Origin of the sequence: Streptomyces sp. NPDC088157, from assembly GCF_044741545.1 — a bacterium.
Classification (GTDB): Bacteria; Actinomycetota; Actinomycetes; order Streptomycetales; family Streptomycetaceae; genus Streptomyces.
Window position 1 is genome coordinate 199236 of sequence record NZ_JBIUSU010000007.1, and the last position, 25371, is coordinate 224606.

The window sequence follows — 25371 nt, forward strand, 5'->3', positions numbered from 1 at the left end:
GCGGGGAGAGCAGGGGTGATCGGCCCGACGACGTGAGCGGTGACGTCAGGATGGGCGGACCGTGGGGACGGTCAGGTGGTGGTGGAGACGCCGAGGGCAGGGAGGACCACGGCGTCGATGTACGCGAGGAGGAAGGCCTGCGTCGGCGGTTGTTCGTCGAGCATGGTGCGGGCGGCGAACGCGCCGATCATCATGTGCGGCACATAACCGAGGGCGGGATTGTCCGCGAGGACCTCGCCCCGGTCGATCGCCCGCTGGAGCACCTTGCGGAACTCCGCCATCTCCGGCTCGACGAGATGCTCCTTGAACGCCTTCAGGAGGTCCGGATTGCCATGGATGGCCATGGCCAGTCCTCGCATCAGCGCGGAGTTCTGCTCCATCTCGCAGTCGTCCGAACGCATGGTGAGGGCATGCAGGTCGCCCCTGAGCGATCCGGTGTCGACACCGCCGGCGGAGGCGCCCGGCTTGTCGTACCGCACCGCCTTCGCCACCAGCTCGGCCTTGCCGCCCCACTGGCGGTAGAGCGTCGCCTTGCTGGATCGGGTACGGGTGGCGACGGCGTCCATGGTGAGGGCGTCGTAGCCGACCTCGCGGAGCAGGTCGAGCACGGCCCGGTACAGCTCGGCCTCGCGCTCGGGCGTGATGCGACTGCGACGCGCCGTTGCGATCTCAGTCATGCCACTCACCTTCCGGCTCCGTCATCGCCAACTCGTCTCGTACACCAAGAAGATACCCCGAGGATCAGCGAAACGAAACCGTTTCGTACGTGTGCTGGCTCACGAACGTGAAGGACACATAAGTTGCCCGGCCCCATTCGCCGGAAAAACATGGGGAGGTGAGCTATCTGCGTCTGCCCCACCTCAGTGGTGACCTGCTGTGCTTCGTGGCCGAGGACGACCTCTGGCTGGCCCCCCTGGACGGCCCCGGCCGCGCCTGGCGGCTCACCGTCGACCGCACCAAGGCCGGACACCCCCGCTTCTCCCCCGACGGAAGCCGGATCGCGTACACGAGCTGGCGCAGTCTCGTCCCGGAGATCCATCTGGTGCCCGTGGACGGCGGACCGGGGCGCCGGCTGACGTACTGGGGCAGCTCGGACACCCAGGTCTGCGGCTGGACACCCCCCGACCAGGACGGGAACGCCGACATCCTCGCCGTCGCCTCCCACGGCGAGCCCTTCTCCTACTTCACCTGGGCCTACAAGGTCCCCACCGACGGCTCCCCCGGCCGGAAACTCCCCTGGGGCCCGGTCTCCGACCTCCAGAGCGCCGACATCGACGGCGAACACAGGACCCTCCTGCTCACCGGCACCCCACCGCACGAGCCCGCCGGCTGGAAGCGCTACCGGGGCGGAGCGACAGGGCGCCTGTGGCTGCACGGGCAGCGACTCCTGGAAGGCCTCGACGGGCATCTGCACTCCCCCCTCTTCGTCGGCGGACGGATCGCCTTCCTCTCCGACCACGAGGGCGTCGGCAACCTCTACTCCTGCGCCCACGACGGCTCCGACCTGCGCCGGCACACCGACCACGACGCCTTCTACGCCCGGCACGCCTCCAGCGACGGCACCCGGGTGGTGTACCAGTGCGCCGGGGACCTGTGGATCGTCGACGACCTCGCCGCCGACTCCGGGCCGCGCCGGATCGACGTACGGCTGAGCGGCCCGCGCGCGGGGCGGCGGCCGTACCAGATCCCGGCCGCCCAGCACGTGGACGGCATCTCCGTGGACGAGACGGGACGGGCGAGCGCCGTCGTCGTACGCGGCAGCCTGTACTGGCTGACGCACCGGGACGGTCCCGCCCGGACCATCACCGACACCCCCGGGGTACGGGTGCGGCTGCCGGAGATGCTCGGCTCGGGCGGCCAGGTCGCCTACGTGACGGACGCGGAGGGCGAGGACGCCGTCGAGATCGCCTACCTGCCCCGGGCCACCGGAGACCGCGAATCCCGGCGGCTGGCGTCCGGGCGGCTCGGCCGGGTGCTGGAGATGGTGTCCGACCCCCGGGGCGAGCGGCTCGCCGTCGCCTCGCACGACGGACGACTGCTCCTCATCACCGTGTCCGACGACATCGACGTGTCCGACGACATCGACCTGGTTGACGACACCACCGTGGCTGACGACATCACGGTGCCCGGCGACGCGGCCGCAGGCGAGGTCACCGAGGCCGGGGACCCGGGCCGCACCGCCGACCCGGGCGGTGAGGTCACCGAGCTGATCTCGTCGGTCAACGGACCCGTGCGGGACCTGGCCTTCTCCCCCGACGGGAACTGGCTGACCTGGTCGCATCCGGGAATCGGGCGGTCGCTGCGGCAGATCAAGATGGCCCGCATGAAGGACCGGTTCATCGTGGACGTCACCAACGGCCGGTTCGAGGACGAGAACCCGGTCTTCACCAGGGACGGCCGCTACCTGGCGTTCCTCTCCTGGCGCGGCTTCGACCCGGTGTACGACGTGCACACCGGGGACCTGTCCTTCCCGCTGGGCTGCCGCCCCTACCTGGTGCCGCTGTCCTCGGCGACCCCCTCCCCCTTCGCCCTGACCCCGGAAGGCCGTCCGGCCGCCGGCGGCCTGGACCCGGTGGAGGACGACGAGAGCGGCGACGGGGCCGTGACCGTCGAGATCGAGGGGCTGGAGAACCGGGTCACGCCCTTCCCGGTGCCGGCGTCCAAGTACTCGGCGCTGTACCCGGTGGCGGGCGGCGGGCTGGTGTGGCTGCGCTGGCCGATCTCGGGCGCGCTGGGCGAGACCTTCGCGAACCCGGACGACACCAGCGGGCGGCCGACGCTCGAGCACTTCAACATCAGCAAGGCGAAGAAGTCCGAACTCGTCGACCACCTCGACTGGTTCGCGCTCAGCGGGGACGGCTCCCGGCTGGTCGTGGTCGACGAGGGCGACCTGCGGGCGGTGCCGTCGGCCGAGTCCGGCGACCTGGACTCGACGGTCTGGATCGACCTGCGGCGCATCCTGCACGAGGTGGACCCCGGCGCCGAGTGGCGTCAGTCGTACGAGGAGGCCGGGCGGCTGATCCGCGCCTACTTCTGGGACCCGGGGATGTGCGGCATCGACTGGGACGCGGTGCTCGCCCAGTACCGGCCGCTGGTCGAACGGGTCGCTTCGCCGGACGAGTTCGCCGACCTGCTGCGTGAGGTGCTGGGCGAACTGGGCACGTCCCACGCGTACGTCACCGCCGCCCGCCGCAACGAGGGCCCGCCGCACTACCAGCGCCTCCAGGGCCTGCTGGGCGCCAACCTCGTACACCGGGACGGCGGTTGGACGGTCCGGCGGATCCTGCCCGGCGACTCCTCCGACTCCAAGGCCCGTTCACCGCTGGCCGGCACCGGGATCCGGGAAGGGGCGGTGCTCACGCACGTGGACGGCCGGGAGGTCGACCCGGTGACCGGCCCGTACCCGCTCCTCGCCGGCGCGGGCGGCACGACCGTGGAACTCACCTTCACCCCGGCCCAGGGCGAGGCGGGCCGCCCACGCCGGGTCGCCGTGGTCCCGCTCATCGACGAACGCCCCCTGCGCTACCAGGACTGGGTGGCCAAACGGCGTGCCGTGGTACGGGAGTTGAGCGGCGGCCGGTGCGGCTACCTGCACATCCCCGACATGGGCGGCTCCGGCTGGGCCCAGTTCAACCGCGACCTGCGGATGGAGGTGTCCAGGCCCGCGCTGCTCGTGGACGTACGCGGCAACGCGGGCGGCCACATCAGCGAGCTGGTGGTGGAGAAACTGACGCGCAGGATCCTGGGCTGGGACCTCACCCGCGACGCGCAGCCGGTGTCGTACCCCTCGAACGCGCCGAGGGGTCCGGTGGTGGCCCTTGCGGACGAGGCGACCTCCTCGGACGGCGACATGATCACGGCCGCCTTCAAGCTGCTGAAGCTGGGCCCGGTGGTCGGCCAGCGCACCTGGGGCGGCGTGGTCGGCATGACCGGCCGCCATCAGCTCGGTGACGGCACGGTCATCACCGTCCCCATGAACGCGGCCTGGTTCGAAGCGTACGGCTGGTCGGTGGAGAACAAGGGCGTCACCCCCGACCTCGAGGTGCTGCGCACCCCGCTCGACTGGGCCGAGGGCCGCCACGCCCAACTGGACGACGCCGTACGGCTGGCGCTGGACCTCCTCGACGCCGCCCCCCCGGCGGCCCCGCCGACCTACGACGACGTCCCCGACCGCTCCCGCCCCAACCTGCCGCCGCGCCAGAGGCCTTGAAACGCAGCGCGCCTTGAAACGCAGGGGCCCCTGAAACACCGGGGCCTCGCAACACCGGGGCCTCCCGGAAAGCGCAGGGGCGCCCTCCCGGAAGGAGGGCGCCCCACGTCAACGACGGTGGCCGAGCTCAGCTACACGTCGAAGTCCTGGCCGATGCGGTCGTCGTCCTCGCGCCGCATACGCTCCGTGTCCTGGCCGGGACGCTGGCCCGGACGCTCGCCGGGGCGGCCGCCGGAACGCTCACCGGGACGCTCACCGGCCCGCTCGCCCGGACGCTCACCGGGACGCTCGCCCGGGCGCTGCTTGCCACGCTGCTGAGCCTGCTCCTTGGCCTGCTCGGCCTTCTGCTTGGCCTGCTGCTTCCACTGCTCGGACTGGTCCTGGAACTTTTCCTTCATACCCATGTGGGTTCACTCCTGTAGGAGATGAGGGGGGTTGGGGCCCCGTGGTGGGGCCTCGACCAGATTCACACGGGCGCTCACCCGGCGCATGTCGATCAACTACGCTGCGTAGCCCTCGCCTGTTCGTCGGCGGAACCGCCCGCGCCCACCAGCCCCGTCCGCATCCCCTGCAGCCTGGGCGCGAACCGCTTCATCTCGCGCCGGCCGACCGTCCCGATGATCCCGGGCAGATAGCCGCGCACGCTCTGCATCCCCCGCAGCCACCACTGGCCGTAGACATGCGCCGAGCGCCGCTCGATCCCGGCCACGATCCGGTCGACGGCCGGCCCCAGCGGGTACGTCTTGTTCGACGGCCACGGCAGCCGCTGCCTCAACTCCCGCATCACCTCGTCCTGATCGGCTCCCCGCACCATGTCGGTGTCGGTCCAGGACAGATAGCCGACGCCGACCCCGACACCCTGGTGGCCGACCTCGGCGCGCAGGCTGTGCGCGTACGCCTCCACACCCGACTTGGACGCGCAGTACGCGGTCATCATCGGCGCCGGGGTGATCGCGGCGAGCGAGGCGATCTGGAGGAGGTAGCCGCGGCTCTCCCGCAGCAGCGGCAGAAAGGCGCGGGCCGTGACCGCCGAGCCGATCAGGTTGACCTCGATGACCCTGCGCCAGGCCTCCGGGTCGGAGTCGGCGAACGGTCCGCCGTTGGCGACACCGGCGTTGGCGACCACGATGTCCACCTTGCCGAAGCGCTCTTTCACCTCCGCCGCGACCCGGGTCATCGCCTCGTGGTCGGTGACGTCGGCGAACCAGTGGTCGCTGTCGCCGTGCAGCCGGTCGGAGACCTGCTTGAGCGCGTCCGGCTCCAGGCCGACCAGCGCGACCTTGGCACCGCGGGCGGAGAGCTTGCGGGCGAGCAGCTCCCCGACACCCCGCGCGGCCCCGGTCACGACGGCGACCTGTCCTTCGAGGCTGACCCTGCTCATGCGCCCTCCTTCAACTGTGCGTAGGTGGTGACGAGTTCCCGGATCCGGCCGGTGACCAGGTCGGGTGCCTCGACCGGCGTCATATGGCCGACGTCGGGCAGTTCGGTGAGGCCGACGCAAGTCGGGAGCTCGGCGGCGATCCGGCGGGCGTGCACCGGCGGGGTGAGCCGGTCGCCGGTGCCGACGATCACCGCGGTCGGCACGCGCAACTCCCGTACGCCGTGGTCGAGGTCGAGCACGTTCAGCACGTGCGACCAGGCGTGCCGCACCTTGCGCGGACAGGCGTGCACGATGCGGGCGCACGCGTCCACCATGTGCGGGGCGGAACCGGCGCCCATCGTGGCGTACTTGAGGATCCGCTTCGCGACCGGCGTGACGGGTCCGAGGGGCGCCCTGGAGCCGAGGACGTGCCGGGTCAGCCAGGTCCGCAACGGGCCCGGCCGCAGGGGCAGGACGGTGGACTCGGCGACCAGCCGTGAGGCGCCGGTGCTGCACAGCAGGACCGCGGCGGCGTGCTCCCGGAAGGCGTCCCTGGCGGCCGCCGCAAGCACCGTCATGCCGCCCATCGAGTGCCCGGCGACCACGGCCTTCTCGCCGGGCGCGAGCGTCGCGGCGAGGACGGCCACCAGGTCGTCGGCGAGCGCGTCCGTGGTGCACGCCGGGCTCGGCAGGGTGCGTCCGTGGCCGCGCTGGTCGTAGGCGATGACCCGGTGGTCCACGGCGAGTTCCCGGATCTGGTACGCCCAGAACGCGGTCGAGCAGGTCCAGCCGTGGGCGAGGACGACGGCGGGCGCGGTCGCGGGGCCGTGGATCTCGACGTGCAGACGGGTGCCGTCGGCGGAGACGGCGGTGAGCTCACGGGCGGGCGCGGTGGTCGGCGCGAGGACGGGCTCGGGGGTGGGCTTGCCGGAGGGGTCGGCCGGGGAGGTCACGCCGTCACCTCGTTCCCGTCGACGGACTCCTCGACGGGCTCCTCGGCGGCCGTCTTCACGGCGGGCCCGCGCAGCACCTCGTACTCCGCAAGGTCCACGCGTCGGGTGGCCCGCCGGAACTCGGCCGTGGTGCCCGGCCAGATGGTGGTGTTGCGGCCGCTCGCGTCCAGGTACCAGCTGGTGCAGCCGCCCGTGTTCCACACCGTGCGCTTCATCCGGTCCTGCACCCGGCGGTTCCAGGCGTGCACGGCGCTCGGACGGGCGTCCAGAGCCACGCGTCGTCCCCCAGTGCCTTGAGGGCCTGGACGGACCCCCAGGACGTCGAGCTGGCGCAGATAGTCGGCCATGTAGTTCAGCTGGGACTCGATCATGAGGATCATGGAGGAGTTCCCGAGGCCCGTGTTGGGGCCGATGATCGTCATCCAGTTGGGGAAGCCGGCGGCGGAGGCGCCGCGCAGGGCCTCCATGCCGTCCTTCCAGCTCTCCGCGAGGGTCCGCCCGTCGGCGCCCACCACCCGGTCGGCGATCGGCATGTCGGTGACGTGGAAGCCGGTGCCGAAGACGATCGCGTCGACCTCGGCCTCGCTGCCGTCCGCGGCGACCAGCGTGGACCCGCGGATCTGGCTCAGCCCGCTCGCCACGACGTCCACGTTGGGCTGCGCGAGGGCCGGGTAGTAGGTGCTGGACAGCAGGATCCGCTTGCAGCCGATGCGGTAGTCGGGGGTGAGCCTGGCGCGCAGGGCCGGGTCCTTGATGGCGCGGGCCATGTTCTGCCTGGCGAGCCGCTCGACGAACCCGAGTTGGTTCGGGTGCTTGGTGAACGCCTGGACCTGCAGTTCCCGGATGCCCCAGAGCAGCCCGCGGCGCAGTTGGGCGGTGACGGGCAGGGCCCGGTGCAGGGCGCGCTCCGCGCCGCTGATCGCCCGGTCGACCCGGGGCATCACCCAGGGCGGGGTGCGCTGGAAGAGCGTCAGCCTGGAGACGTCGGGCTGGACGGCGGGCACGATCTGGATGGCTGAGGCGCCGGTGCCGACCATGGCGACGCGCTGCCCGGTGAGGTCGTGGTCGTGGTCCCAGCGGGCCGAGTGGAAGACCTTGCCGGGGAAGGAGTCGAGGCCGGGGATCTCCGGGATCTTCGGGTCGGACAGCGGCCCGGTGGCCGACACGACGACGTCGGCGAAGTACCGCCCGCCACCGGTCTCGATGTCCCACCGCAGTTCCTGCGCGTCCCATGTCATCCGCAGCACCTCGGAGTCGAACCGCAGGTGCGGACGGAGCCGGAAGACATCCGTGACGTGCTCCAGGTAGGCGCGGATGTGCTCCTGCCCGGAGAAGGTGCGCGGCCACTCCGGGTTGGGCGCGAAGGAGAAGGAGTACAGGTGGGAGGGCACGTCACAGGCGCACCCCGGGTAGCTGTTGTCCCGCCAGGTCCCGCCGACGCTGCTCGCCCGCTCCAGGACGACGAAGTCGGTGATCCCCTCGCGGCGCAGCCGCACGGCGGCCCCCAGCCCACCGAAGCCGGACCCGATCACCGCCACCCGTACGTGTTCGGTCATCCCGAAACCTCCTAGCCGTGCGTGCGACCCTACGGACTCTGCCAGTGAACACTGGCGCAATGGGAGCGTAGAGCAGCTCCGTACTGAGGGGTAGGGCCGGGAGAAGGAAAGTTACTGGCGGTACAACATAGGCTTCGCCCGTGACGGACAAGCGGGAGTACCGAACGGAGGAGCTGGCCAGGGAGGCCGGCATCACGGTGCGCACCCTGCGCTTCTACCGCGAGCGCAAACTCCTCGCGCCGCCCCGCCGCGAGGGCCGTATCGCCTGGTACGACGACCATCACCTGGCCCGTCTGCGCACGATCGCCGCGCTGCTGGAACGCGGCCACACCCTCAGCGGCATCGCGGAACTGGCGGACGCCCTCGACCACGGCCGGGGCGTCGCCGACCTGCTCGGCGTCGGCGGCCCCACCGAGGAGGAACCGGTCCGCCTGACCCCCGAGGAACTCGCCGCGCGCTTCGAGGGCCAGGTCACCACGGAGAACCTCGCCGCCGCCCTGGACCTCGGCTATCTGGGCACCGACGGCGACGAGATCGTCCACATCAGCCGCCGCCTGCTGGACGTCTCCTCCGCCCTGGTCCGCGAGGGCATCCCCCTCGCGGAGGTACTCGCGGCGGGGGTCCTGGTCCGCGAGCACGCCGACGCCCTCGCCGCCCTCTTCACCGACCTGATCCTGCGCCACGCGACCGAGGAGGACCTCCCCCGCCTGCGCCCACTGGCCCACAGCGTGGTCGAGGCAGAACTCTCACTGGCCCTGGACCGGCGCTTGCACAAGGCGACTTAGGGATCGCGCCCACTGAGGGCCTCACTCGCCTGGAGGGCGTACTCGAGGGAACGCACTCGAGGTCGCGTCGGAGTCCTCCTCAAGTCGTACGAGAGACCGCCCCCCGGGTCGCTCTAGAGGTCGTAGACCACGGTGACAGGAGCGTGGTCCGACCAGCGCTCGCCATGTGTGGCCGCCCGCTCCACGAACCCCTTGACGGCCTTGCCCGCGAGAGAGGGCGTCGAGACGTGAAGATCGATGCGCCATCCTGCGTCGTTGTCGAAGGCGCGCCCCCGGTAGGACCACCACGTGTACGGCCCCGTCACCTCCGGGTGCAGCGCCCGTACGACGTCCACGTAGCCGCCGCCCTCGGCGGCGAAGACCCGGGTCAGCCAGTCGCGCTCCTCCGGGAGGAAGCCGGAGTTCTTGGTGTTGGAGCGCCAGTTCTTCAGGTCGGCCTGCTGGTGGGCGATGTTCCAGTCACCGCACACGAGGACCTCGCGACCGTCGGCGGCGGCGCGGGCTCGCAGCTCCTCGAGGTGGGCCAGGAACTCGTCCATGAAGCGGACCTTCTCGTCCTGCCGGTCGGTGCCGACCTCGCCGGAGGGGAGGTAGAGGGAGGCGATCGTCACACCGGGCAGGTCCGCCTCGACGTAGCGGCCACTGCCGTCGAACTCGGCCGAGCCGAAGCCGACGCGGACGGCGTCCGGTTCGCGGCGGCTGTAGAGGGAGACGCCGGCGCGGCCCTTGGCGGCGGCCGGGGCGTGGGTGACGAACCAGCCCTCGGGGGCGCGGACCGTCTCCGGCAGCTGCTCCGGCTCGGCCCGCACCTCCTGGAGGCACAGCACGTCGGCGGAGGTGTCCGCGAGCCACTCCACGAAGCCCTTCTTCGCGGCGGCACGCAGTCCATTCACATTCACGGAGGTCACGGTCAGCACCCGGGCACGATACAGGCCGGGTTCCGGCCGGATACCGGCACACTGGACCAGGTCCAGAATCCACTTTTCCAGAATTGTGCATACAACTACTGTGAGCAGCATGAATATACGTCCGGTCCCCTTCGACCACCCCGACGCAGTCAAGCTCAACGACGAGGTCCAGGCCGAGTACCACGAGCGGTACGGCGACGGCGGTGACGCCACGGTCCTGGAGCCGTCCGACTTCCAGCGCCCGCGCGGGATCTACCTCATCGCCTACGACGAGCGGGACCGGCCCGTGGCCACGGGCGGCTGGCGCAGCCAGGACGACGACGGCAAGGGCCACGAGGACGGCGACGCCGAGCTCAAGCGGATGTTCGTGATCCGGGAAGTACGCGGCAGAGGACTGGCCCGGCGGATGCTCACCGCGCTGGAGGACGACGCCCGGGCGGCCGGCCGTATTCGGATGGTCCTCGAGACGGGCACGGAACAGCCGGAGGCCATCGCCCTGTACACGTCCAGCGGGTACGAACCGTGCACGAAGTTCGGCTACTACCGCGAGTACGAGAACAGCCGCTGCTACGCCAAGCCGCTCGGCCCCTGAAGCACCTCAGCTTCTTGAAGAACCTCAGCTCCTGAAGAAACCCGGCGCCTGAAGGAACTCGGCGCCCGAAGAGGCGCTGAACACACTCGGCTCCCGAAGAACCTGACGTACCGCGGCTACTGGCGACCCTCAGCTTCTGAGGTAGGCCAGCACCGCCAGGACGCGGCGGTGGGTGTCGTCCGCCGGAGGCAGGTCCAGCTTGGTGAGGATTCCGCCGATGTGCTTGCCGACGGCCGCCTCCGACACCACCAGCTGACGGGCTATCGCTCCGTTGGACCTCCCCTCCGCCACCAGCGCCAGCACCTCCCGCTCGCGTGGGGTCAGCCGGGCCAGCGGGTCGCGGCGCCGGCGCAGCAGCTGTCGTACGACCTCCGGGTCGACGACCGTGCCGCCGGCCGCGACCTCGCACAGGGCGTCCACGAACTGCTCCACCTGGCCGACCCGGTCCTTGAGCAGGTACCCGACGCCGGTGCCGTCGCCGGAGTCGAGGAGTTCCGCCGCGTACGCGCGCTGCACGTACTGGCTGAGGACGAGCACCGGCAGTCCGGGCCGCTCCGCGCGTAGCCGGACCGCCGCCCGCAGCCCCTCGTCCTGGAAGGCGGGCGGCATGCGGACGTCGGTGACGACGACGTCGGGCGCGTGGTCGGCGACCGCCGCCATCAGCTCCTGCGCGTCGCCCACCGCCGCCACGACCTCGTGCCCGAAGCGGGTGAGGAGCGTCGTCAGGCCGTCGCGCAGCAGAACGCCGTCCTCGGCGAGAACTACGCGGAGGCCTCGGTCACCGCGTCCGTCGGCCGTTCGGTCGACCGACTCGGCCGACCGGTCCGACTCGGCCGACCGGTCCGACTCAGCTGACCGGTCTGACTCGGCTCGCTCGGCTGACTCGGCTCGCTCGGCTCGCAAGGGATCTCCACACGCAGCAGGGTCGGTCCGCCCGGCGGGCTGGTCAGGGTCAGTCTTCCATCGAGCACCGACACCCGGTCGGCGAGCCCGGTGAGGCCGGTGCCGCGGCCGCTGTCGGCCCCGCCCCGGCCGTCGTCGGTCACCTCCAGGACGAGCAGCCGTCCGGCCCGGTGCTCCGCACGCACGCGTGCGCGCCGCGCCCCGCTGTGCCGGGCCACGTTGGCCAGCGCCTCGCGGACCACGAAGTAGGCGGCGGCCTCCACTGCCTGCGGGAGCCGCGGGGCCGGCCGGGCGAACTCCACGTCCACGGGGACGGGCGAGCGGTCGGCCGCGTCGGCGACGGCCGCTTCCAGGCCGTAGTCGGCGAGCACCTGGGGATGGATGCCGTGGATCAGCTCGCGCAGTTCCGCCAGGGCCGCGCCCGCCTCCTCGTGGGCGCGGGCGAGCTGCTCGGCGAGCGGGCCGCCGGGCGGGGCGTCGAGCCGGGCCAGGCCGAGGTTCATGGTGAGCGCGACCAGCCGCTGCTGGGCGCCGTCGTGCAGATCTCGTTCGATGCGGCGGCGTTCGGCCTCGAACGCGTCGACCAACCGCGCGCGGGAGCGGGTCAGTTCGACGACCCTGGCCTGCGGGTCGCCCGCGCGCGGGGCGACGAGGAACCGGGTCAGCGCGGCCCGGGCGCCCGCCGCCACCCCGAGGGCGTACAGGCCCGCGGCCAGCAGCAGCACGCCCAGTGCGGCGGCGCCGAGGGCGGTCGGCCAGCCGGTGACCGTCCACACCTTGAGCACCTTCGTCTCACGGCCCTCGCCGACCGTCGCGAGCAGCAGCGGGGTGGCGATCGTCGCGAGAGGGAAGAACAGGGCGACCGTGAGCACCAGTGCCTCGGCCGGCCAGAGGAGGCAGGCGGTGAGGAGGGTGTGGCCCAGTTCCCGCCAGGTGGCCCGTTCCCGCAGCCGGGTGGTGAGCCAGCTGCGCAGGCCCGGCACCGCGGGTTCCACGTGCGCGCCGGGTGCGTCGTCCGCGTCGACCAGCCGCAGTCGGCGCCGCTCCAGGGCGGCCACGGGCAGCCCGGCGAAGACGACGACCGCGAGCAGCGGCAGTCCGACGAGGACGGCCGCGAGGACTCCGCCCACCGCCACCACCGCGACCAGCCCCACGAGGACGGCGGCTCCGGTGAACGCGCCCGTCAGCAGATAGGCGACGGCCCGCCAGGGCCACGGCGACAGCAGGTATCCCGGGCGGAGCAGGGCCTGCCACACGTTTCGCGGTTGCATGCGGATCACCGTAGAAGGGGCGGCGCGCCGGAGCCATCGGTCTGGACGGAGGTTCGGAGGTATGCCTGGCCCTACCCCAGGTCTAGGTCCTGCCCGACAGACCGGACAGGGGCGCGCACGGTTTCGTGGAGCCATGACCACACACGCCGTCCAACTGACGTCCGTGAGCAGGCGATACGGTGCCCCAGGCACCGGGGTGACCGCGCTCGACGACGTCACCCTCGCCCTCCCCCGGGGCTCCTTCACCGCCGTCATGGGACCGTCCGGCTCGGGCAAGTCGACGCTGCTCCAGTGCGCCGCCGGACTGGACCGGCCGACCTCGGGATCGGTGCGGATCGACGGGACCGAGCTGACCGGGCTGAGCGAGCGGCGGCTGACGCTGCTGCGCCGGGAGCGGATCGGCTTCGTCTTCCAGGCGTTCAACCTGCTGCCCGCCCTCACCGCCGAGCAGAACGTCGCCCTTCCGCTGCGGCTCGCCGGCCGCCGCCCGCCCCGGGCACAGGTCCGCGACGCCCTGCGGCAGGTCGGACTCGCCGACCGCGCCGGCCACCGCCCGGACCGGCTCTCCGGCGGCCAGCAGCAGCGGGTCGCCCTGGCCCGCGCCGTGATCACCCGCCCGGAGGTCCTGTTCGGCGACGAACCGACCGGCGCGCTGGACTCCGCCACCGGCCGCCAGGTGCTGACCCTGCTGCGCTCCATGGTCGACGAGGCCGGCCAGACCGTCGTCATGGTCACCCACGACCCGCTCGCCGCCTCCTACGCGGACCGGGTGATCTTCCTCGTCGATGGCCGCGTGCACGGTGAACTCCACGGCGCCGACGCGTCCGTGGAGGCGATCGCGGCGCGGATGGCGGGGCTGGAGAGCGAGGCCGGCGGGTCCGGGCGCCCCGTGGCGGGCACCTCGTCGGGCACCCCGTCAGGCGGCCGGGCGGGTGCCCCGTGTTGAGCGTCGCCCTGCGCACCCTGCGCGCCCGTTGGGCCGCCTTCGCGGGCAGTTTCGTCGCCCTCGCGGTGGGCGTCGCGCTGCTCACCGTGATGGGTCAGGCGCTGGCCGCGTCACTGGAGGCACCCGCGCGTGCCCCGGAGCGCTTCGCTGCGGCGCCGGTGGTGGTCAAGGGTCAGGACACCCTGCGGGTGGTGACCGCGACCGGTGAGCGGACGAAGGCGCTGGCCCGGCCGCGTCCGGTGCCCGCCGCGACCGTCGCCGCGCTCCGCGCGCTCGGCCCGGTCACCGAGGACCGCTCCTTCCCGGTCCGGGTGGACGGCGCCCCCGCCGCACCCGGCGACCTGATCGGACACCCCTGGTCGACGGCACGCTTCGCCCCCTACGTACTCACCGCGGGCCGGGCGCCCGAAGCGGCGGACGAGGTGGTGACCAGCGGCGACTGGGCGACCGTGGGCGCCCGACTGCGCACCGCGGACGGCCCGTCACGGGTGGTCGGGACGGTGCGCGGACCGGGCGTCGAGCACGCCGTGTTCTACCCGGACGTCCGGGCCGCCCGACTCGCCCCGGAGTCGGACCAGTTGGTCGTGGAGGCGGACGCGGCTGCCGTACGGGCAGCGGTCCCGGACGAGGACGGAGACGGAGGTGTCCGGATCCTGACCGGGGACGCCCGGCGGCTGGCCGACGCCGACGCGGGCCGGGACGCCGAGGCCCTCACAGCGCTGAACGCCCTGTTCGGCACGGCCGGCGGCGTGACCGCCTTCGTGTCCGTCTTCGTCGTGGCCTCCACCTTCGCCTTCGCGGTCGACCGGCGGCGCCGCGAGTTCGGGCTGCTGCGCACCGCCGGGGCGACACCCGGCCAGGTCCGGCGGACGGTCCTGGCGGAGGCCCTGCTGGTCGGCACGCTCGCCTCGGCGACAGGCTGCGCGCTGGGCGGGTACGGCGCGCCGTACCTGGGGAAGCTGGTGGTCGACGGCGGGCTCGCACCCCAGTGGTACGCGATCGGCGGCCCTTCGGCCGGGGTCTGGCCGTATCACCTCGCCTTCTGGACGGGCCTGCTGGTCGCCGTCTGCGGTGCGCTGGCCGCGTCCTGGCGGGCCGGACGGACCGCCCCCGCGCAGGCGCTGCGCGAGGCGTCGGTGGACGTGCGCGCCCTGACCCGAGGACGGCGCGTGTGCGGGACGGCGCTGCTGCTCACCGCCGTCGCGACCCTGGCGTACGCGCTGGTGACCGACCCGGGCGAGCTGTTGCACCGCAAGTCGTACATCAGCCGTCCGATGCTGCTCATCACGGCGGTGGCGCTGCTCTCGCCCCTGACGGTGCGCCCGATGGTGCCCCGACTGCCGGGCGTGATCGGCCTGTTGACGCGAGCCCACGCGGTCGCCGGGGCCCGCCGCACCGCCGCCGTGGCCGCGCCCGTCCTGGTCACCGTGGCGCTCGCGGGCTCCCTGCTGGGCGCGACGGCCACGATCGGCGAGGCGCGGGCGACGGAGGTACGGCAGCAGACGGTCGCCGACTTCGTGGTGACCCCGCAGGGCGGAACGGCGCTGCGTCCAGGGGCACTCGAGCGGCTCCGGCAGGTGCCCGGCACGGTCGTGTCCGCCAGTTCCGCCACCGCCGTGTACACGCTGGAGGACGGCGTGGCGCTGGTGAAGTCCGAGGCCCGGGCGGCCGATCCGGCGCTGCTCGCCGCCACGGTGGGGCTGCCGGTGACCGCCGGGCGGCTCACCGATCTCGACGACGGGTCGATCGTCGTGACCGAGGAGTGGGTGCTGCACCGGGTGGGACAGCGGGTGCGGGTGTGGCTCGGGGACGGTACGCCGAAGACCCTCCGCATCGCCGCCGTGCTGACCATCGGCACCGGCGACAACAGCGCCTATGTCACCCCGGCCAACGCGGGCGGCGGACGAGACGGCGACGTGGACCGCGTGGACGTACGGGTGCGGGCGGGCGCCGACGCGGCGGCGGTCGCGGCGGGCCTGCGGGCCGTCGACGGGGTGCGGGTCACGGACAGGGCGCAGTGGGTTGCAGCCGCTTACCCGGAGACCAACCGCACGACCCGGCTCGGCATGCTGCTCGTCCTGGGCATCGCGCTCCTCTACACCGGCATCTCGCTCGCCAACACGCTGGTCATGGCGGCCGCCGAACGCAGGCCCGAGCTGAGGGCCCTGCGACTGGCGGGCGCCACGGGCGGACAGGTACTGCGGCTGGCGGCCACGGAGGCGCTGACCGCCGTGGCGCTGGGCGGGCTGCTGGGCCTGCTGGTGACGGCCGTCAACCTGGCCGGCCTGGGCGGCGCGCTACGACTGCTCTCGGCCCCGGCGACGATCGTCCTGCCCTGGCAGGCGCTCGGCTGGACGTCAGGAGCATGCGCCCTGCTCGCGACAACCACCGCACTGGCGTCGACGGCACCGGCACTACGCACTCCCGGCACCCGTCCCGCCCGACGCGAACCAGCGTGAACACGATAGAGCCCCCGTCGGTTACCCGACGGGGGCTCTATGATGCGTGGACCTGTGGGGATTTGAACCCCAGACCCCCTCGATGCGAACGAGGTGCGCTACCAGACTGCGCCACAGGCCCTTGCAACGAGTGAAACTCTAGCATCCCCGTCGACCTGCTTGGAAATCCGTTCTCCGAGGCCGGGCGTGGGGTGCAGCCCCTCATTCGTTGGCGGCCCGGGGCCGCTCGCCGTCCTCGTACTGGTCGAACAGCGGAGTGCGGCCGCGTTCGCGCGAGCGCCGGGCCGAGGCCGCGCGCCGGGCGTCGCTGCGCTCGTCGCCGTCCGCCTCCCGGTCCTCCGCGGTGTCCGCCTCGTCGGATTCCCCCGCCGGTGCGTCGTCCGCCGCCTCGTGCTCCGGCGCCATCGAACCCGAGCGGGCCGAGCTCCACGCGTCCGGGGCGCCGAGGTCCACGTCGGAGGTGGCCCGGGGGGCCACCGGCGCGGTCACGTACGTCGGCAGCGGTACCGGTACCGGGTCCCAGCTCTCGCCGTGTCCGGGCCGGCGCTGCCGCTCGCGCTGCTGGTCGACCCACTCCGCGTGATCGGTCTGCTCGACGAGCGCCCTGCGGTCCGCGGCGAGGGCCAGCAGGCCCGGGTCGGTCTCCGGTTCGGGGCCCGCGTGCGGCTCCTCTGCGCCGGCGTCGGAGCCGGAGTCGACGGAGGAGGCGCTCGCCGAGGCGGGCGCACGCCGGCGCGACTGACGTTCCCGCAGGCGCTGTGCGGCGACCTCGGCCCGCCTGCGGTCCATCTGGTAGGCGAAGCGGCGGCGTTCCTGGGAGCGCAGGTACCCGATGTACGCGCTGAGCAGGACGGCGGGCACGGCGGGCGCCCAGAGGAACGTGAGCCCGCCGACCGCCGCGACGATCGCGCCGAGTGTGAAGGCGATGAAGAGCATCACGGTGGTGCGCCGACGGCGCGCGAGCGCCTTCGAGCGCTGGGCGCGCGCGGCGGACGCCTGCTCGGCTGGCGTCCGCCGGGCGACCGGTACGCGTCGGCCTGCCGGAGCGGCGCTCCCCTCGCGCGTGGATTTGGCGCCCTGTTCGCGTTCGCGTTGGTCCTGCGCGGGCTTGGCCGCCGGCTCACGCGCCGGTTCACGCGCGGGCTCGCGCGCCGACTCGGGACGTCCCGGCCCCCGCTCCTGGCCGCGGTCATGACCGCGCTCCTGAGCTCGTTCCTGAGCGCGTTCCTGGACCGGGGTCTTCACCTGGGGGCGGGTCGGAGGCATGGCGAAGGACCGGACGTCCACCGATGCGGTGGCGACGTCCGGAACGTCGGCGTCGGACTCCCCCTCCTCGGTGGAGCGCGCCTGCAGGTCCTTGGCGTACCGGCGCTCCATGCCCGCCCGTCCGGAAAGCAGCCGGATGGCGGTGCTGAAGCGTTCCGTCGGACGGGCCTCGTTCAGCTCGTCCTGCCTACGGAGCCACATAGGCACCAAGTAGGCGGCCCAGGCCCCGACGATGACTGCGTAGATGAGGCCGCTGCTGCTCACGTCTCACACGGTAGAGGGGTTTACGTGAGGCCATCCGCCAATTGGGCCGGTGTGTCGCACGATCTGGCTGATATTTCGAACTTTTTTTGCGACAGGTGCGATCAACCGATCATTTTCGAACATTTATTCGGCTAATTCAATTGGATGCCTTCTGCGAGCGTGTGCGCCGCCACCGGTTCAGCAGGCCCTCGGGGACCTCCTCGGCCGTGAGCGCGAAGACGAGGTGGTCGCGCCAGGCGCCGTCGATGTGGAGATAGCGCGGCCGCAGCCCTTCCTCACGGAATCCGAGTTTCTCCACGACCCGACGGCTGGGGCCGTTCTCGGGCCGAATGCAGACCTCGATGCGGTGCAGTCCGACGGTCCGGAAACAGTGGTCCACGATGAGCGCGACGGCCGTCGGCATCACGCCGCGGCCGGCCACCGACTCGTCCACCCAGTAACCGACGTGCCCGGAACACATCGACCCCCAGGTGATCCCGGCGACCGTCAACTGCCCGACGAGCCGCCCCTGGTACTCGATGACGAACGGCAGCATCCGTCCCGCGTTCGCCTCGGACCGCAGGTGCCGGACCATCTGGCGGTAGGTCGGCCGGTGCGCGATCGGCCCGCTGGGCGCGGGCGGCGGGATCGTCGCCTCCCAGGGCCGCAGCCAGTCCCGGTTGCGGCGGTTGACCTCGCGCCAGGCGCGCTGGTCGCGCAGCTTTATGGGCCGCAGGACGATGTCGCCCTCCACCAGTTCGACGGGCCAGGATGAGCTGTTCAGCTGGCACCCCCGTGGCTGGGTCTGGGATGGTCGCCGCCGCGGATCTGGTCGACGGCGTGGATCAGCAGGGGCTCCAGGACGGCCAGGCCGTCCCTCACTCCGCCGGTGGAGCCCGGCAGGTTGACGATCAGCGTGCCGCCCGCCAGTCCGGCCAGTCCACGGGAGAGCGCCGAGGTGGGCACCTTCTCCCGGCCGTACGCCCGGATGGCCTCGGCGATGCCCGGTACCTCTCGGTCGATCACCGCGCGGGTCGCCTCGGGCGTGCGGTCGGTGGGCGAGACGCCGGTGCCGCCGGTGGTGACGACGGCGTCGTACCCGGCGTGGACGGCGGCCCGCAGCGCGGCCTCCACCGGGTCGCCGTCGGGGACGACCTGCGGCCCGTCGACGGCGAAGCCGAAGCCGCGCAGGCCCTCGGCGATCAGCGGGCCGCCCCTGTCCTCGTAGACGCCGGCGGCGGCCCGGTTGGAGGCGGTCACGACCAGGGCGCTGTACGGAGCGAGCAGAGCGCCGCCGAGCGACGTGTCGAGTGTCATACCCGGCTCCAGTCGCCCGACTTGCCGCCCGTCTTCTCCTCCACGCGCACGTCCGTGATGACCGCTCCCTTGTCGACCGCCTTCACCATGTCGATCACGGTGAGCGCGGCGACGGAGACCGCGGTGAGCGCCTCCATCTCGACGCCCGTGCGGTCCGTCGTCTTCACCGTGGCGGTGATCTCCACGGCGTCGTCCGCGACCGACAGATCCAGTTTCACACCGGAGACGGCCAGGGGGTGGCACAGCGGGATGAGGTCGGGGGTGCGTTTGGCGCCCATGATGCCCGCGATCCGCGCGGTGGCGAGAGCGTCCCCCTTGGGGACCCCCTCGCCGCGCAGCAGCTCGACCACACGGGGCGAGACGAGGACCCTCCCGCTGGCACGCGCGGTGCGTGCGGTGACGTCCTTGGCCGATACGTCGACCATGCGGGCGGCGCCCGCGTCGTCGATGTGCGTGAGTCGGTCCTGCGTGCTCATGGTGGTGTGGCGCTCCCGGTCCGGCCTGTTGTGCGCGACACGGTACCCCCAACCAGGAGGACTCAGCCGAGGAGGACCACCTCGACGTCGGCGCCGGGCTCGACGGACTCCACGTCCTCGGGGACGACGATCAGCGAGTCCGCGTGCGCGAGGGCCGCGATCAGGTGGGATCCGGCACCGCCGACCGGGCGGACGGTGCCTTCGGAGTAGGTGGCGCGCAGGAACTGTCTGCGGCCCTTCGGCGAGGTCAGCGGCTTGTCGGCGATCAGCTTCGCGCGCGTGGTGGGCCGGTGGACGTCCTCCAGACCCATGAGGGTGCGGATGGCGGGGCGCACGAACAGTTCGAAGGAGACGTACGACGACACCGGATTGCCGGGCAGGGCCAGCAGGGGGATGTGGTCGGGGCCGATGGAGCCGAAGCCCTGGGGCTTGCCGGGCTGCATCGCGAGCTTGCGGAACTCGACACCGCCGCCCGCCTCGTCCTCGTCGCCGACGTGCTCCAGCGCCTCCTTGACGACGTCGTACGCCCCGACACTCACCCCGCCGGTGGTGACGACGAGGTCGGCGCGGACGAGCTGGTCCTCGATGGTGGAGCGGAGCGTGTCGGCGTCGTCGGCGACCGCGCCGACCCGGTAGGCGATGGCGCCGGCGTCCCGGGCGGCAGCCGTGAGGGCGAAGCTGTTGGAGTCGTAGATCTGGCCGCTGCCCAGCTCCTCGCCGGGCTGGACGAGTTCGCTGCCGGTGGACATCACGACCACGCGCGGGCGCGGGCGCACGCGTACGGCGCCCCGGCCGATCGCGGCGAGCAGGGCGATCTGGGGCGGCCCGAGGACGGTCCCGGCGTCGAGGGCGCGGTCGCCCGCCTTCACGTCGCTGCCCTTCGCGCGTACGTGCGCGCGTGCCTCGGCGGGCCGGTACACGCGCACGTGCCCCGAGGCCTGTTCGGGGGCGAGACTGCGGGCGCGCATCCCGCTGACCGGGCCTTCGCCGAGCCCGCCGTCGGTCCACTCCACGGGGACGACTGCCTCGGCGCCGGCCGGGAGCGGGGCGCCGGTCATGATCCGGGCGGCCTGGCCGGGTCCCACGTACAGCGAATCGGCCGCCTGTCCCGCCGCGACGTCCCCGACGACGTCCAGAGCCGCCGGGAACTCCTCGCTCGCGCCCGCGACATCCGCGACCCGCACCGCGTACCCGTCCATGGAGCTGTTGTCGAAGGGCGGCAGTGAGACCGGCACCGTGACGTCGTCGACCAGGACGCAGCCCTGGGCGTCCGGCAGTTGCAGCTCGATGGGTTCCAGGGGGCGGACGGTGGCGAGGATGTCCTCCAGGTGTTCGTCCACCGACCAGAGGTGGTCCTGGCCGGTGGGGCGGGGCGCGGCGGTGCTCAAAGTGGCTACATCTCCTCGGTGACGTAACTGCGAAGCCAGGACCGGAAGTCCGGACCCAGATCTTCACGTTCGCACGCGAGTCTGACAATGGCACGCAGGTAGTCGCCGCGGTCGCCGGTGTCATAGCGGCGGCCCTTGAAGACGACGCCGTGGACGGGGCCGCCGATCTTCTCGTCCTGCGCGAGCTGCTGGAGGGCGTCGGTGAGCTGGATCTCGCCGCCGCGGCCGGGCTCGGTACCGCGCAGAATGCCGAAGACGCTCGGGTCGAGGACGTAGCGTCCGATGATCGCGTAGTTCGACGGCGCGTCCGCCGGTTCCGGCTTCTCGACGAGCCCGGTCACCTTGACGACGTCACTGTCCACGGTGGCGTCCACGGCCGCGCAGCCGTAGAGGTGGATCTGCTCGGGGGCGACCTCCATGAGCGCGACGACGCTGCCGCCGTGCAGCTCCTGCACCTCGATCATCCGCTGGAGCAGCGGGTCGCGGGGGTCGATCAGGTCGTCGCCCAGCAGCACCGCGAAGGGCTCCTGCCCGACGTGCGGGGCCGCGCACAGGACGGCGTGTCCGAGGCCCTTGGGGTCGCCCTGGCGCACGTAGTGCATCGTCGCGAGGTCGCTGGACTGCTGGACCTTGGCGAGCCGGGCGGCGTCGCCCTTCTTCTGGAGGGCCGACTCGAGTTCGTAGTTGCGGTCGAAGTGGTCCTCCAGGGGGCGCTTGTTGCGGCCTGTGACCATGAGGACGTCGTCGAGGCCGGCGGAGACGGCCTCCTCGACCACGTACTGGATAGCGGGCTTGTCCACGACCGGCAGCATCTCTTTGGGAGTGGCCTTGGTCGCCGGCAGGAACCGGGTGCCGAGGCCGGCTGCGGGGATGACAGCCTTGCTGATCCTGGGGTGCGACTGAGTCATGGCGGCAACCTTATCCGGTGACTTTGAGAGAGATCTGTAGCTCCGGTTAATTAATGATCATATGGACGCATTGGAGCGGTGTGGGAGGAGTGGGGGAGCGACCTATGAGCCACCTCGAAGGCGGACCAGAGTCTGACAAACGTATGTTGCGGCGAGGGTTCCTCGCCGTGAGAAACAGGTTGACGACCGATGACGTGCGCGCGGCGGCCGTCGTGCTGGCCGAGCACGCCCTGGAGCTGCCCGAGTTGGCGCACGCGCGCACGGTCGCGGCCTACGTCTCCGTGGGTACCGAGCCCGGCACCCTGGCGCTGCTGGACGCGCTGCACGCGCGGGGCGTGCGCGTGCTGCTTCCTGCGCTGCTGCCCGACAACGACCTGGACTGGGGCGCCTACGCCGGTGAGGGCTCTCTCGCGCGGGTCCAACACGGCGGCCGGATGACTCTCTTGGAGCCGGCCGGCGAGCGCCTCGGCCCGGACGCCGTGACAGCCGCGGACGTGGTGCTGCTGCCCGGCCTGGCGGTCGACGAGCGCGGCATGCGGCTGGGACGGGGCGGAGGGTCCTACGACCGCGTGCTGGCCCGGCTGGCGGACTCCGGCGCCCGCCCCTCGCTGGTGGTGCTCCTGTACGACGCCGAGGTCGTCGAGCGCGTCCCCGAGGAGGCGCACGACCGGCCTGTGCACGCGGTGGTGACGCCCTCGGGGTCGCGCCGCTTCATCTGACAGGCGTGCCGTCATGCGGAAGGGGCCCTCCACGCGCGTGTGGAGGGCCCCTTCCGCATGACGGTGAGTCAGTCGCTCAGGGTTTGAGCACCAGGGCGTCGCTGGTGCTGTCGTCGACCGCCTTCTTCGAGAAGGACCAGTCGAGCAGTTCGCCGTTGGCCCACTTGCTCGTCTGATCGGTGTAGTGCGCGCTGAAGGCGTGTCCCGAGGCCCCGGTGAGGTTGATCCACTTCGACTTGTCGAGGTCGTCGAGGTTGACCACCATCCGCATCGACGGGACCCACACGACGCCGTAGCCGCCGGCCGCGTTCCAGCCGGTCGCGTTGACCGTCGCCTCGCCGCCGCCCAGCTTCCACGGGCCACGGTTGAGGATGTACTGGAGGAAACCGGGACCGCTGGTGCCCAGGGTCTGGTTCTTCAGGAACAGGCGGTGCAGCCGGCCCCAGCTCCAGGTGTCGATGTCCTTGCCGAGCTTGGCGGTCAGCTCCCAGCGGGCGTCGATCATGGCGCGCGCGAACAGCTTGTCGCGGTTGTGGTCGGCACCGGGGCGGGTGCCCGACTCAGGCGTCGTCCACCAGTCGCTGTCCGGCTTCGACATCAGGTTGCGCACGACCTCGAACCAGCGGTCGCCACCGTCCGGCTGCGCCTGGTCGGCGTCGCGCTGGCCGCACTCGCGGACCTTGTCGGTGTCGTCGACCGGGCCGGTGGTGTTGACCGGGTCGACCCACAGGCACTGGTCCTCGACGCGCAGCTCCTTGGGCAGTTTGTTGCCGAAGGCCAGCTTGAGGATGTTGCGCCAGACCGCGTTGAAGTAGGCGGCGGCGGCCGAGTCGGCGTCCTGGGTGAAGCCCCAGTTCTCCAGCAGTTTCTGCGCCTCGCGTACGTCCGGGTCGTCGAGGTTGATCTTCTTCAGCACGGGCACGAGCAGCTTGGCGATCTCGCTGTCGTCGTCCAGCTGCATCTGGCGCATGTCGTCGGTGGAGACCTTGCCGCCGCCCTTGATCTTGCCCTTGATCAGGTCGGTGATCCGCTGGCTGCGTGCGCCGTAGCCCCAGTCCGTGGTGAGCGTGTAGGGGTACTTGTCCTTGTCGACCACGGCCTGGTTGGCGGTGACGATGTAACCGCGGGCGGGGTCGTACTCGTAGGGCAGCTCGTCGAAGTCGATCGTGCCGGTCCACTTGTACTTCGAGTTCCAGCCGGGCGCGGGGATCGAGCCGTCGACGCCCTTCGCGCGCGTGGGGATCTTTCCGGGCAGCTGGTAGCCGATGTGGTTCGAGGTGTCGGCGTAAACGAGGTTCTGCGAGGGCACGTCGAATTGCTTGGCCGCGTCGCGGAAGCCGTCCCAGTCCTTCGCCCTGTCCATGGCGAAGACGGCGTCCATGGAGTTGCCCGGATCCAGCGCGGTCCACTTCAGGGCGACCCCGTAGCCGTCACCGCGGTCGGGCGCAGCGGTGTCCACGGTGGCCTTCTTGCCGACCTTGACGAGTTCGTCGTCGCGGTCCGACAGCAGGGGCATCCCGTCTTCCGTCTGCCGCACGACGATCGTCTTGGACGCGCCGCCGGCGACCTTGATGGTCTCCTCGCGCGTGGTGAAGGGCCTCACCTTGTTGTTGTACTGGTAGCCGTCACCGGACAGCTTCTCCAGATAGAGGTCGGTGACGTCGACGCCGGAGTTGGTCATGCCCCAGGAGATGGTCTGATTGTGTCCGATGATCACACCGGGCATGCCCGCGAAGGTGTAGCCGGAGACGTCGTACTCGCACTTGCTGGAGACGGTGCGGCAGTGCAGGCCCATCTGGTACCAGACGGACGGCAGCGAAGCCGACAGGTGCGGGTCGTTGGCCAGCAGCGGCTTACCGGTGATCGTGTACTTGCCGGCGACGACCCATGAGTTGGAGCCGATGCCGTTGCCGTTCACACCGACGGCCGTGGGCAGGTCGTCCAGCACGTTGTAGAGGCCCGAGAGCTGGCTCTGCAGGGCCGAGCCGTCCGTGCCCGAGGACGAGCCCGAGGACGTGTTCGAGCCGCCGTTCGTGGAGCCGCCGTCGGAGTCGCTCTGGCCGTCGCTCTGCTCGAACGTCTTGGTCAGCTCGTCGTACTGACCCTCCTGGACGATCGCCTGGTTACGGTCGTACGGGTACTGCGGGTACAGCTCGGCGATCTGCGCCGGACCGAGGCGGCTGGTCATCAGAGCGCGGTCGATCTCGTCCTGCATGTTGCCGCGCAGGTCCCAGGCCATCGCCTTCAGCCACGACACCGAGTCGACCGGTGTCCACTCGGCGGGCTTGTAGTCGTTGGTGAAACCCAGGGCCGCGTACTCCAGGGAGATGTCGGCGCCGTCCTTGCCCTTGAGGTAGGCGTTGACCCCCTTGGCGTAGGCCTGGAGGTACTTCTTGGTGGCGGCCGACAGCTTGGTGTCGTACTCCTGCTTGGCGACCCGGTCCCAGCCCAGGGTGCGCAGGAACTCGTCGTTGTCGACCTGGCCCTTGCCGAACATCTCGGACAGGCGCCCGGAGGTCATGTGACGGCGCACGTCCATCTCGTAGAACCGGTCCTGGGCCTGGACGTAGCCCTGCGCCATGAACAGGTCCTCGTCGGAGTCCGCGTAGATCTGCGGGATGCCGTAGCCGTCCCGTTTCACGTCGACGGGCCCGGTCAGGCCTTCGAGTGTGATCGAACCCTTGGTCTGCGGGAAGGACGCGCGGACGGTACTGATGGACCAGTAGGCGCCGTAGGCGATGCCTCCGATGATGGCCAGCACCAGCACAAGCACGACCAAACGGGCTTTGCGCCCCTTCTTCCTGCCGGACTTGCCGGGCTTGTCACCCGATGTGGCGGTGGTGTTGGAGGGCATCGCTGTCCTTGCTGTCCTAACGCGAGCGGCAGGGCGGGCTGTGCTTTCTACTGAGCGCTGGAGCAACCATAGGCGCAGGGCCTCGAGCCACTTGACGCGGAGTCGGGTACCAGCACGGAGGAGTGTTCGATCTTCCCTCAGCGAGTGTCAAGAAATCGTCAAGAGTTAGGTAAGGTAACGAAGTAGTTGGGTCCGGAGCGCGCAGCTTCGTGTCCGATGTATCCGATGCACATGTGCGCCCGCGCTCAAGCCGCGCG

Annotated in this window: 21 protein-coding genes and 1 tRNA gene; 6 read left to right on the top strand and 16 right to left on the bottom strand. The window is 71.6% G+C overall.

Translation table 11 applies throughout. The annotated features are described in order from the left end of the window. Positions 1 to 71: 71 nt before the first annotated feature. Positions 72 to 677, bottom strand: a complete 606-nt coding sequence (locus tag ACIPFH_RS27805; protein WP_401830538.1) for a TetR/AcrR family transcriptional regulator — start codon at positions 675 to 677, stop codon at positions 72 to 74. A 158-nt stretch (positions 678 to 835) separates the two neighbouring features. On the opposite strand from ACIPFH_RS27805, the gene ACIPFH_RS27810 reads away from it, so the two are divergent. After that, positions 836 to 4210, top strand: coding sequence for a S41 family peptidase (locus tag ACIPFH_RS27810; RefSeq protein WP_401830540.1), 3375 nt, complete (start codon positions 836 to 838; stop codon positions 4208 to 4210). A gap of 131 nt (positions 4211 to 4341) precedes the next feature. Here ACIPFH_RS27810 and ACIPFH_RS27815 read toward each other — a convergent pair whose 3' ends face one another. The 4 genes from ACIPFH_RS27815 to ACIPFH_RS27830 form a co-directional block, all read right to left on the bottom strand. Then, the gene (locus ACIPFH_RS27815; RefSeq protein WP_401830542.1) at positions 4342 to 4614 is read right to left on the bottom strand and encodes a hypothetical protein; all 273 of its coding nucleotides are present in this window, start codon (positions 4612 to 4614) and stop codon (positions 4342 to 4344) included. Positions 4615 to 4706: 92 nt separating this feature from the next. Beyond that, complete coding sequence (locus tag ACIPFH_RS27820; protein WP_401830545.1) at positions 4707 to 5591, bottom strand: SDR family oxidoreductase; 885 nt, start codon at positions 5589 to 5591, stop codon at positions 4707 to 4709. After that, positions 5588 to 6523 carry an alpha/beta fold hydrolase gene (locus ACIPFH_RS27825; RefSeq protein ID WP_401830547.1) on the bottom strand — a complete coding sequence of 312 codons (936 nt, stop codon included), beginning with the start codon at positions 6521 to 6523 and terminating at the stop codon, positions 5588 to 5590. The genes ACIPFH_RS27820 and ACIPFH_RS27825 overlap by 4 nt, the downstream gene beginning before the upstream one ends. Then, positions 6520 to 8079, bottom strand: coding sequence for a flavin-containing monooxygenase (locus ACIPFH_RS27830; protein WP_401830550.1), 1560 nt, complete (start codon positions 8077 to 8079; stop codon positions 6520 to 6522). Before ACIPFH_RS27830 ends, ACIPFH_RS27825 begins: the two co-directional genes overlap by 4 nt. Positions 8080 to 8219: 140 nt before the next feature. Between ACIPFH_RS27830 and ACIPFH_RS27835 the strand changes: the two genes are divergently transcribed. Next, entirely contained in the window at positions 8220 to 8864 is a 645-nt protein-coding gene (locus tag ACIPFH_RS27835; protein ID WP_401830551.1) for a MerR family transcriptional regulator, read from the top strand. 113 nt (positions 8865 to 8977) lie between these two features. Here the strand turns inward: ACIPFH_RS27835 and ACIPFH_RS27840 are convergent, their stop codons facing one another. Further along, entirely contained in the window at positions 8978 to 9781 is an 804-nt protein-coding gene (locus ACIPFH_RS27840) for an exodeoxyribonuclease III (RefSeq protein WP_401830553.1), read from the bottom strand. A gap of 100 nt (positions 9782 to 9881) precedes the next feature. On the opposite strand from ACIPFH_RS27840, the gene ACIPFH_RS27845 reads away from it, so the two are divergent. After that, positions 9882 to 10364, top strand: a complete 483-nt coding sequence (locus ACIPFH_RS27845) for a GNAT family N-acetyltransferase (protein WP_401830555.1) — start codon at positions 9882 to 9884, stop codon at positions 10362 to 10364. 129 nt (positions 10365 to 10493) lie between these two features. Here the strand turns inward: ACIPFH_RS27845 and ACIPFH_RS27850 are convergent, their stop codons facing one another. Beyond that, positions 10494 to 11105, bottom strand: coding sequence for a response regulator (locus ACIPFH_RS27850; RefSeq protein WP_401831127.1), 612 nt, complete (start codon positions 11103 to 11105; stop codon positions 10494 to 10496). Between the two features lie 20 nt (positions 11106 to 11125). Next, positions 11126 to 12538 (bottom strand): sensor histidine kinase, encoded by a 1413-nt coding sequence (locus tag ACIPFH_RS27855; protein WP_401830557.1) that lies wholly within the window; start codon positions 12536 to 12538, stop codon positions 11126 to 11128. 133 nt (positions 12539 to 12671) lie between these two features. Between ACIPFH_RS27855 and ACIPFH_RS27860 the strand changes: the two genes are divergently transcribed. Further along, on the top strand, positions 12672 to 13484 hold the full coding sequence (locus ACIPFH_RS27860) for an ABC transporter ATP-binding protein (RefSeq protein WP_401830560.1): 813 nt from the start codon (positions 12672 to 12674) through the stop codon (positions 13482 to 13484). Then, positions 13478 to 15943, top strand: a complete 2466-nt coding sequence (locus ACIPFH_RS27865; RefSeq protein ID WP_401830563.1) for an FtsX-like permease family protein — start codon at positions 13478 to 13480, stop codon at positions 15941 to 15943. The genes ACIPFH_RS27860 and ACIPFH_RS27865 overlap by 7 nt, the downstream gene beginning before the upstream one ends. Before the next feature lie 47 nt (positions 15944 to 15990). On the opposite strand, the gene ACIPFH_RS27870 is transcribed toward ACIPFH_RS27865, so the two are convergent. The 7 genes from ACIPFH_RS27870 to galU form a co-directional block, all read right to left on the bottom strand. Continuing rightward, a tRNA-Ala gene (locus ACIPFH_RS27870) sits at positions 15991 to 16064 on the bottom strand. An 80-nt stretch (positions 16065 to 16144) separates the two neighbouring features. Beyond that, entirely contained in the window at positions 16145 to 17473 is a 1329-nt protein-coding gene (gene glpR / locus ACIPFH_RS27875) for a gephyrin-like molybdotransferase receptor GlpR (RefSeq protein ID WP_401830565.1), read from the bottom strand. A gap of 136 nt (positions 17474 to 17609) precedes the next feature. After that, positions 17610 to 18206, bottom strand: coding sequence for a GNAT family N-acetyltransferase (locus ACIPFH_RS27880; protein WP_020128382.1), 597 nt, complete (start codon positions 18204 to 18206; stop codon positions 17610 to 17612). A gap of 26 nt (positions 18207 to 18232) precedes the next feature. Further along, entirely contained in the window at positions 18233 to 18769 is a 537-nt protein-coding gene (locus ACIPFH_RS27885) for a molybdenum cofactor biosynthesis protein B (RefSeq protein WP_401830567.1), read from the bottom strand. Beyond that, a complete protein-coding gene (gene moaC / locus ACIPFH_RS27890; protein WP_401830569.1) occupies positions 18766 to 19245 on the bottom strand; it encodes a cyclic pyranopterin monophosphate synthase MoaC in 480 nt (159 codons plus the stop codon). The genes ACIPFH_RS27885 and moaC overlap by 4 nt, the downstream gene beginning before the upstream one ends. 62 nt (positions 19246 to 19307) lie before the next feature. After that, the gene (gene glp / locus ACIPFH_RS27895) at positions 19308 to 20633 is read right to left on the bottom strand and encodes a gephyrin-like molybdotransferase Glp (RefSeq protein ID WP_401830572.1); all 1326 of its coding nucleotides are present in this window, start codon (positions 20631 to 20633) and stop codon (positions 19308 to 19310) included. 5 nt (positions 20634 to 20638) lie between these two features. Beyond that, a complete protein-coding gene (galU, locus tag ACIPFH_RS27900; protein WP_401830575.1) occupies positions 20639 to 21541 on the bottom strand; it encodes a UTP--glucose-1-phosphate uridylyltransferase GalU in 903 nt (300 codons plus the stop codon). A gap of 104 nt (positions 21542 to 21645) precedes the next feature. Here galU and ACIPFH_RS27905 point away from each other — a divergent pair, with 104 nt between their 5' ends. Next, on the top strand, positions 21646 to 22260 hold the full coding sequence (locus ACIPFH_RS27905) for a 5-formyltetrahydrofolate cyclo-ligase (protein WP_401830577.1): 615 nt from the start codon (positions 21646 to 21648) through the stop codon (positions 22258 to 22260). Between the two features lie 76 nt (positions 22261 to 22336). Here the strand turns inward: ACIPFH_RS27905 and ACIPFH_RS27910 are convergent, their stop codons facing one another. Beyond that, complete coding sequence (locus ACIPFH_RS27910) at positions 22337 to 25114, bottom strand: penicillin acylase family protein (RefSeq protein WP_401830579.1); 2778 nt, start codon at positions 25112 to 25114, stop codon at positions 22337 to 22339. Positions 25115 to 25371 lie beyond the last annotated feature (257 nt).

What these genes read in the sequence shown, in the direction of transcription:
- ACIPFH_RS27805 (WP_401830538.1), bottom strand. Translation starts at nt 677, where the DNA reads ATGACTGAGATCGCAACGGCGCGTCGCAGTCGCATCACGCCCGAGCGC.
- ACIPFH_RS27815 (WP_401830542.1), bottom strand. Translation starts at nt 4,614, where the DNA reads ATGGGTATGAAGGAAAAGTTCCAGGACCAGTCCGAGCAGTGGAAGCAG.
- ACIPFH_RS27820 (WP_401830545.1), bottom strand. Translation starts at nt 5,591, where the DNA reads ATGAGCAGGGTCAGCCTCGAAGGACAGGTCGCCGTCGTGACCGGGGCC.
- ACIPFH_RS27830 (WP_401830550.1), bottom strand. Translation starts at nt 8,079, where the DNA reads ATGACCGAACACGTACGGGTGGCGGTGATCGGGTCCGGCTTCGGTGGG.
- ACIPFH_RS27845 (WP_401830555.1), top strand. Translation starts at nt 9,882, where the DNA reads ATGAATATACGTCCGGTCCCCTTCGACCACCCCGACGCAGTCAAGCTC.
- ACIPFH_RS27855 (WP_401830557.1), bottom strand. Translation starts at nt 12,538, where the DNA reads ATGCAACCGCGAAACGTGTGGCAGGCCCTGCTCCGCCCGGGATACCTG.
- ACIPFH_RS27860 (WP_401830560.1), top strand. Translation starts at nt 12,672, where the DNA reads ATGACCACACACGCCGTCCAACTGACGTCCGTGAGCAGGCGATACGGT.
- ACIPFH_RS27885 (WP_401830567.1), bottom strand. Translation starts at nt 18,769, where the DNA reads ATGACACTCGACACGTCGCTCGGCGGCGCTCTGCTCGCTCCGTACAGC.
- moaC (WP_401830569.1), bottom strand. Translation starts at nt 19,245, where the DNA reads ATGAGCACGCAGGACCGACTCACGCACATCGACGACGCGGGCGCCGCC.
- galU (WP_401830575.1), bottom strand. Translation starts at nt 21,541, where the DNA reads ATGACTCAGTCGCACCCCAGGATCAGCAAGGCTGTCATCCCCGCAGCC.
- ACIPFH_RS27905 (WP_401830577.1), top strand. Translation starts at nt 21,646, where the DNA reads ATGAGCCACCTCGAAGGCGGACCAGAGTCTGACAAACGTATGTTGCGG.
- ACIPFH_RS27910 (WP_401830579.1), bottom strand. Translation starts at nt 25,114, where the DNA reads ATGCCCTCCAACACCACCGCCACATCGGGTGACAAGCCCGGCAAGTCC.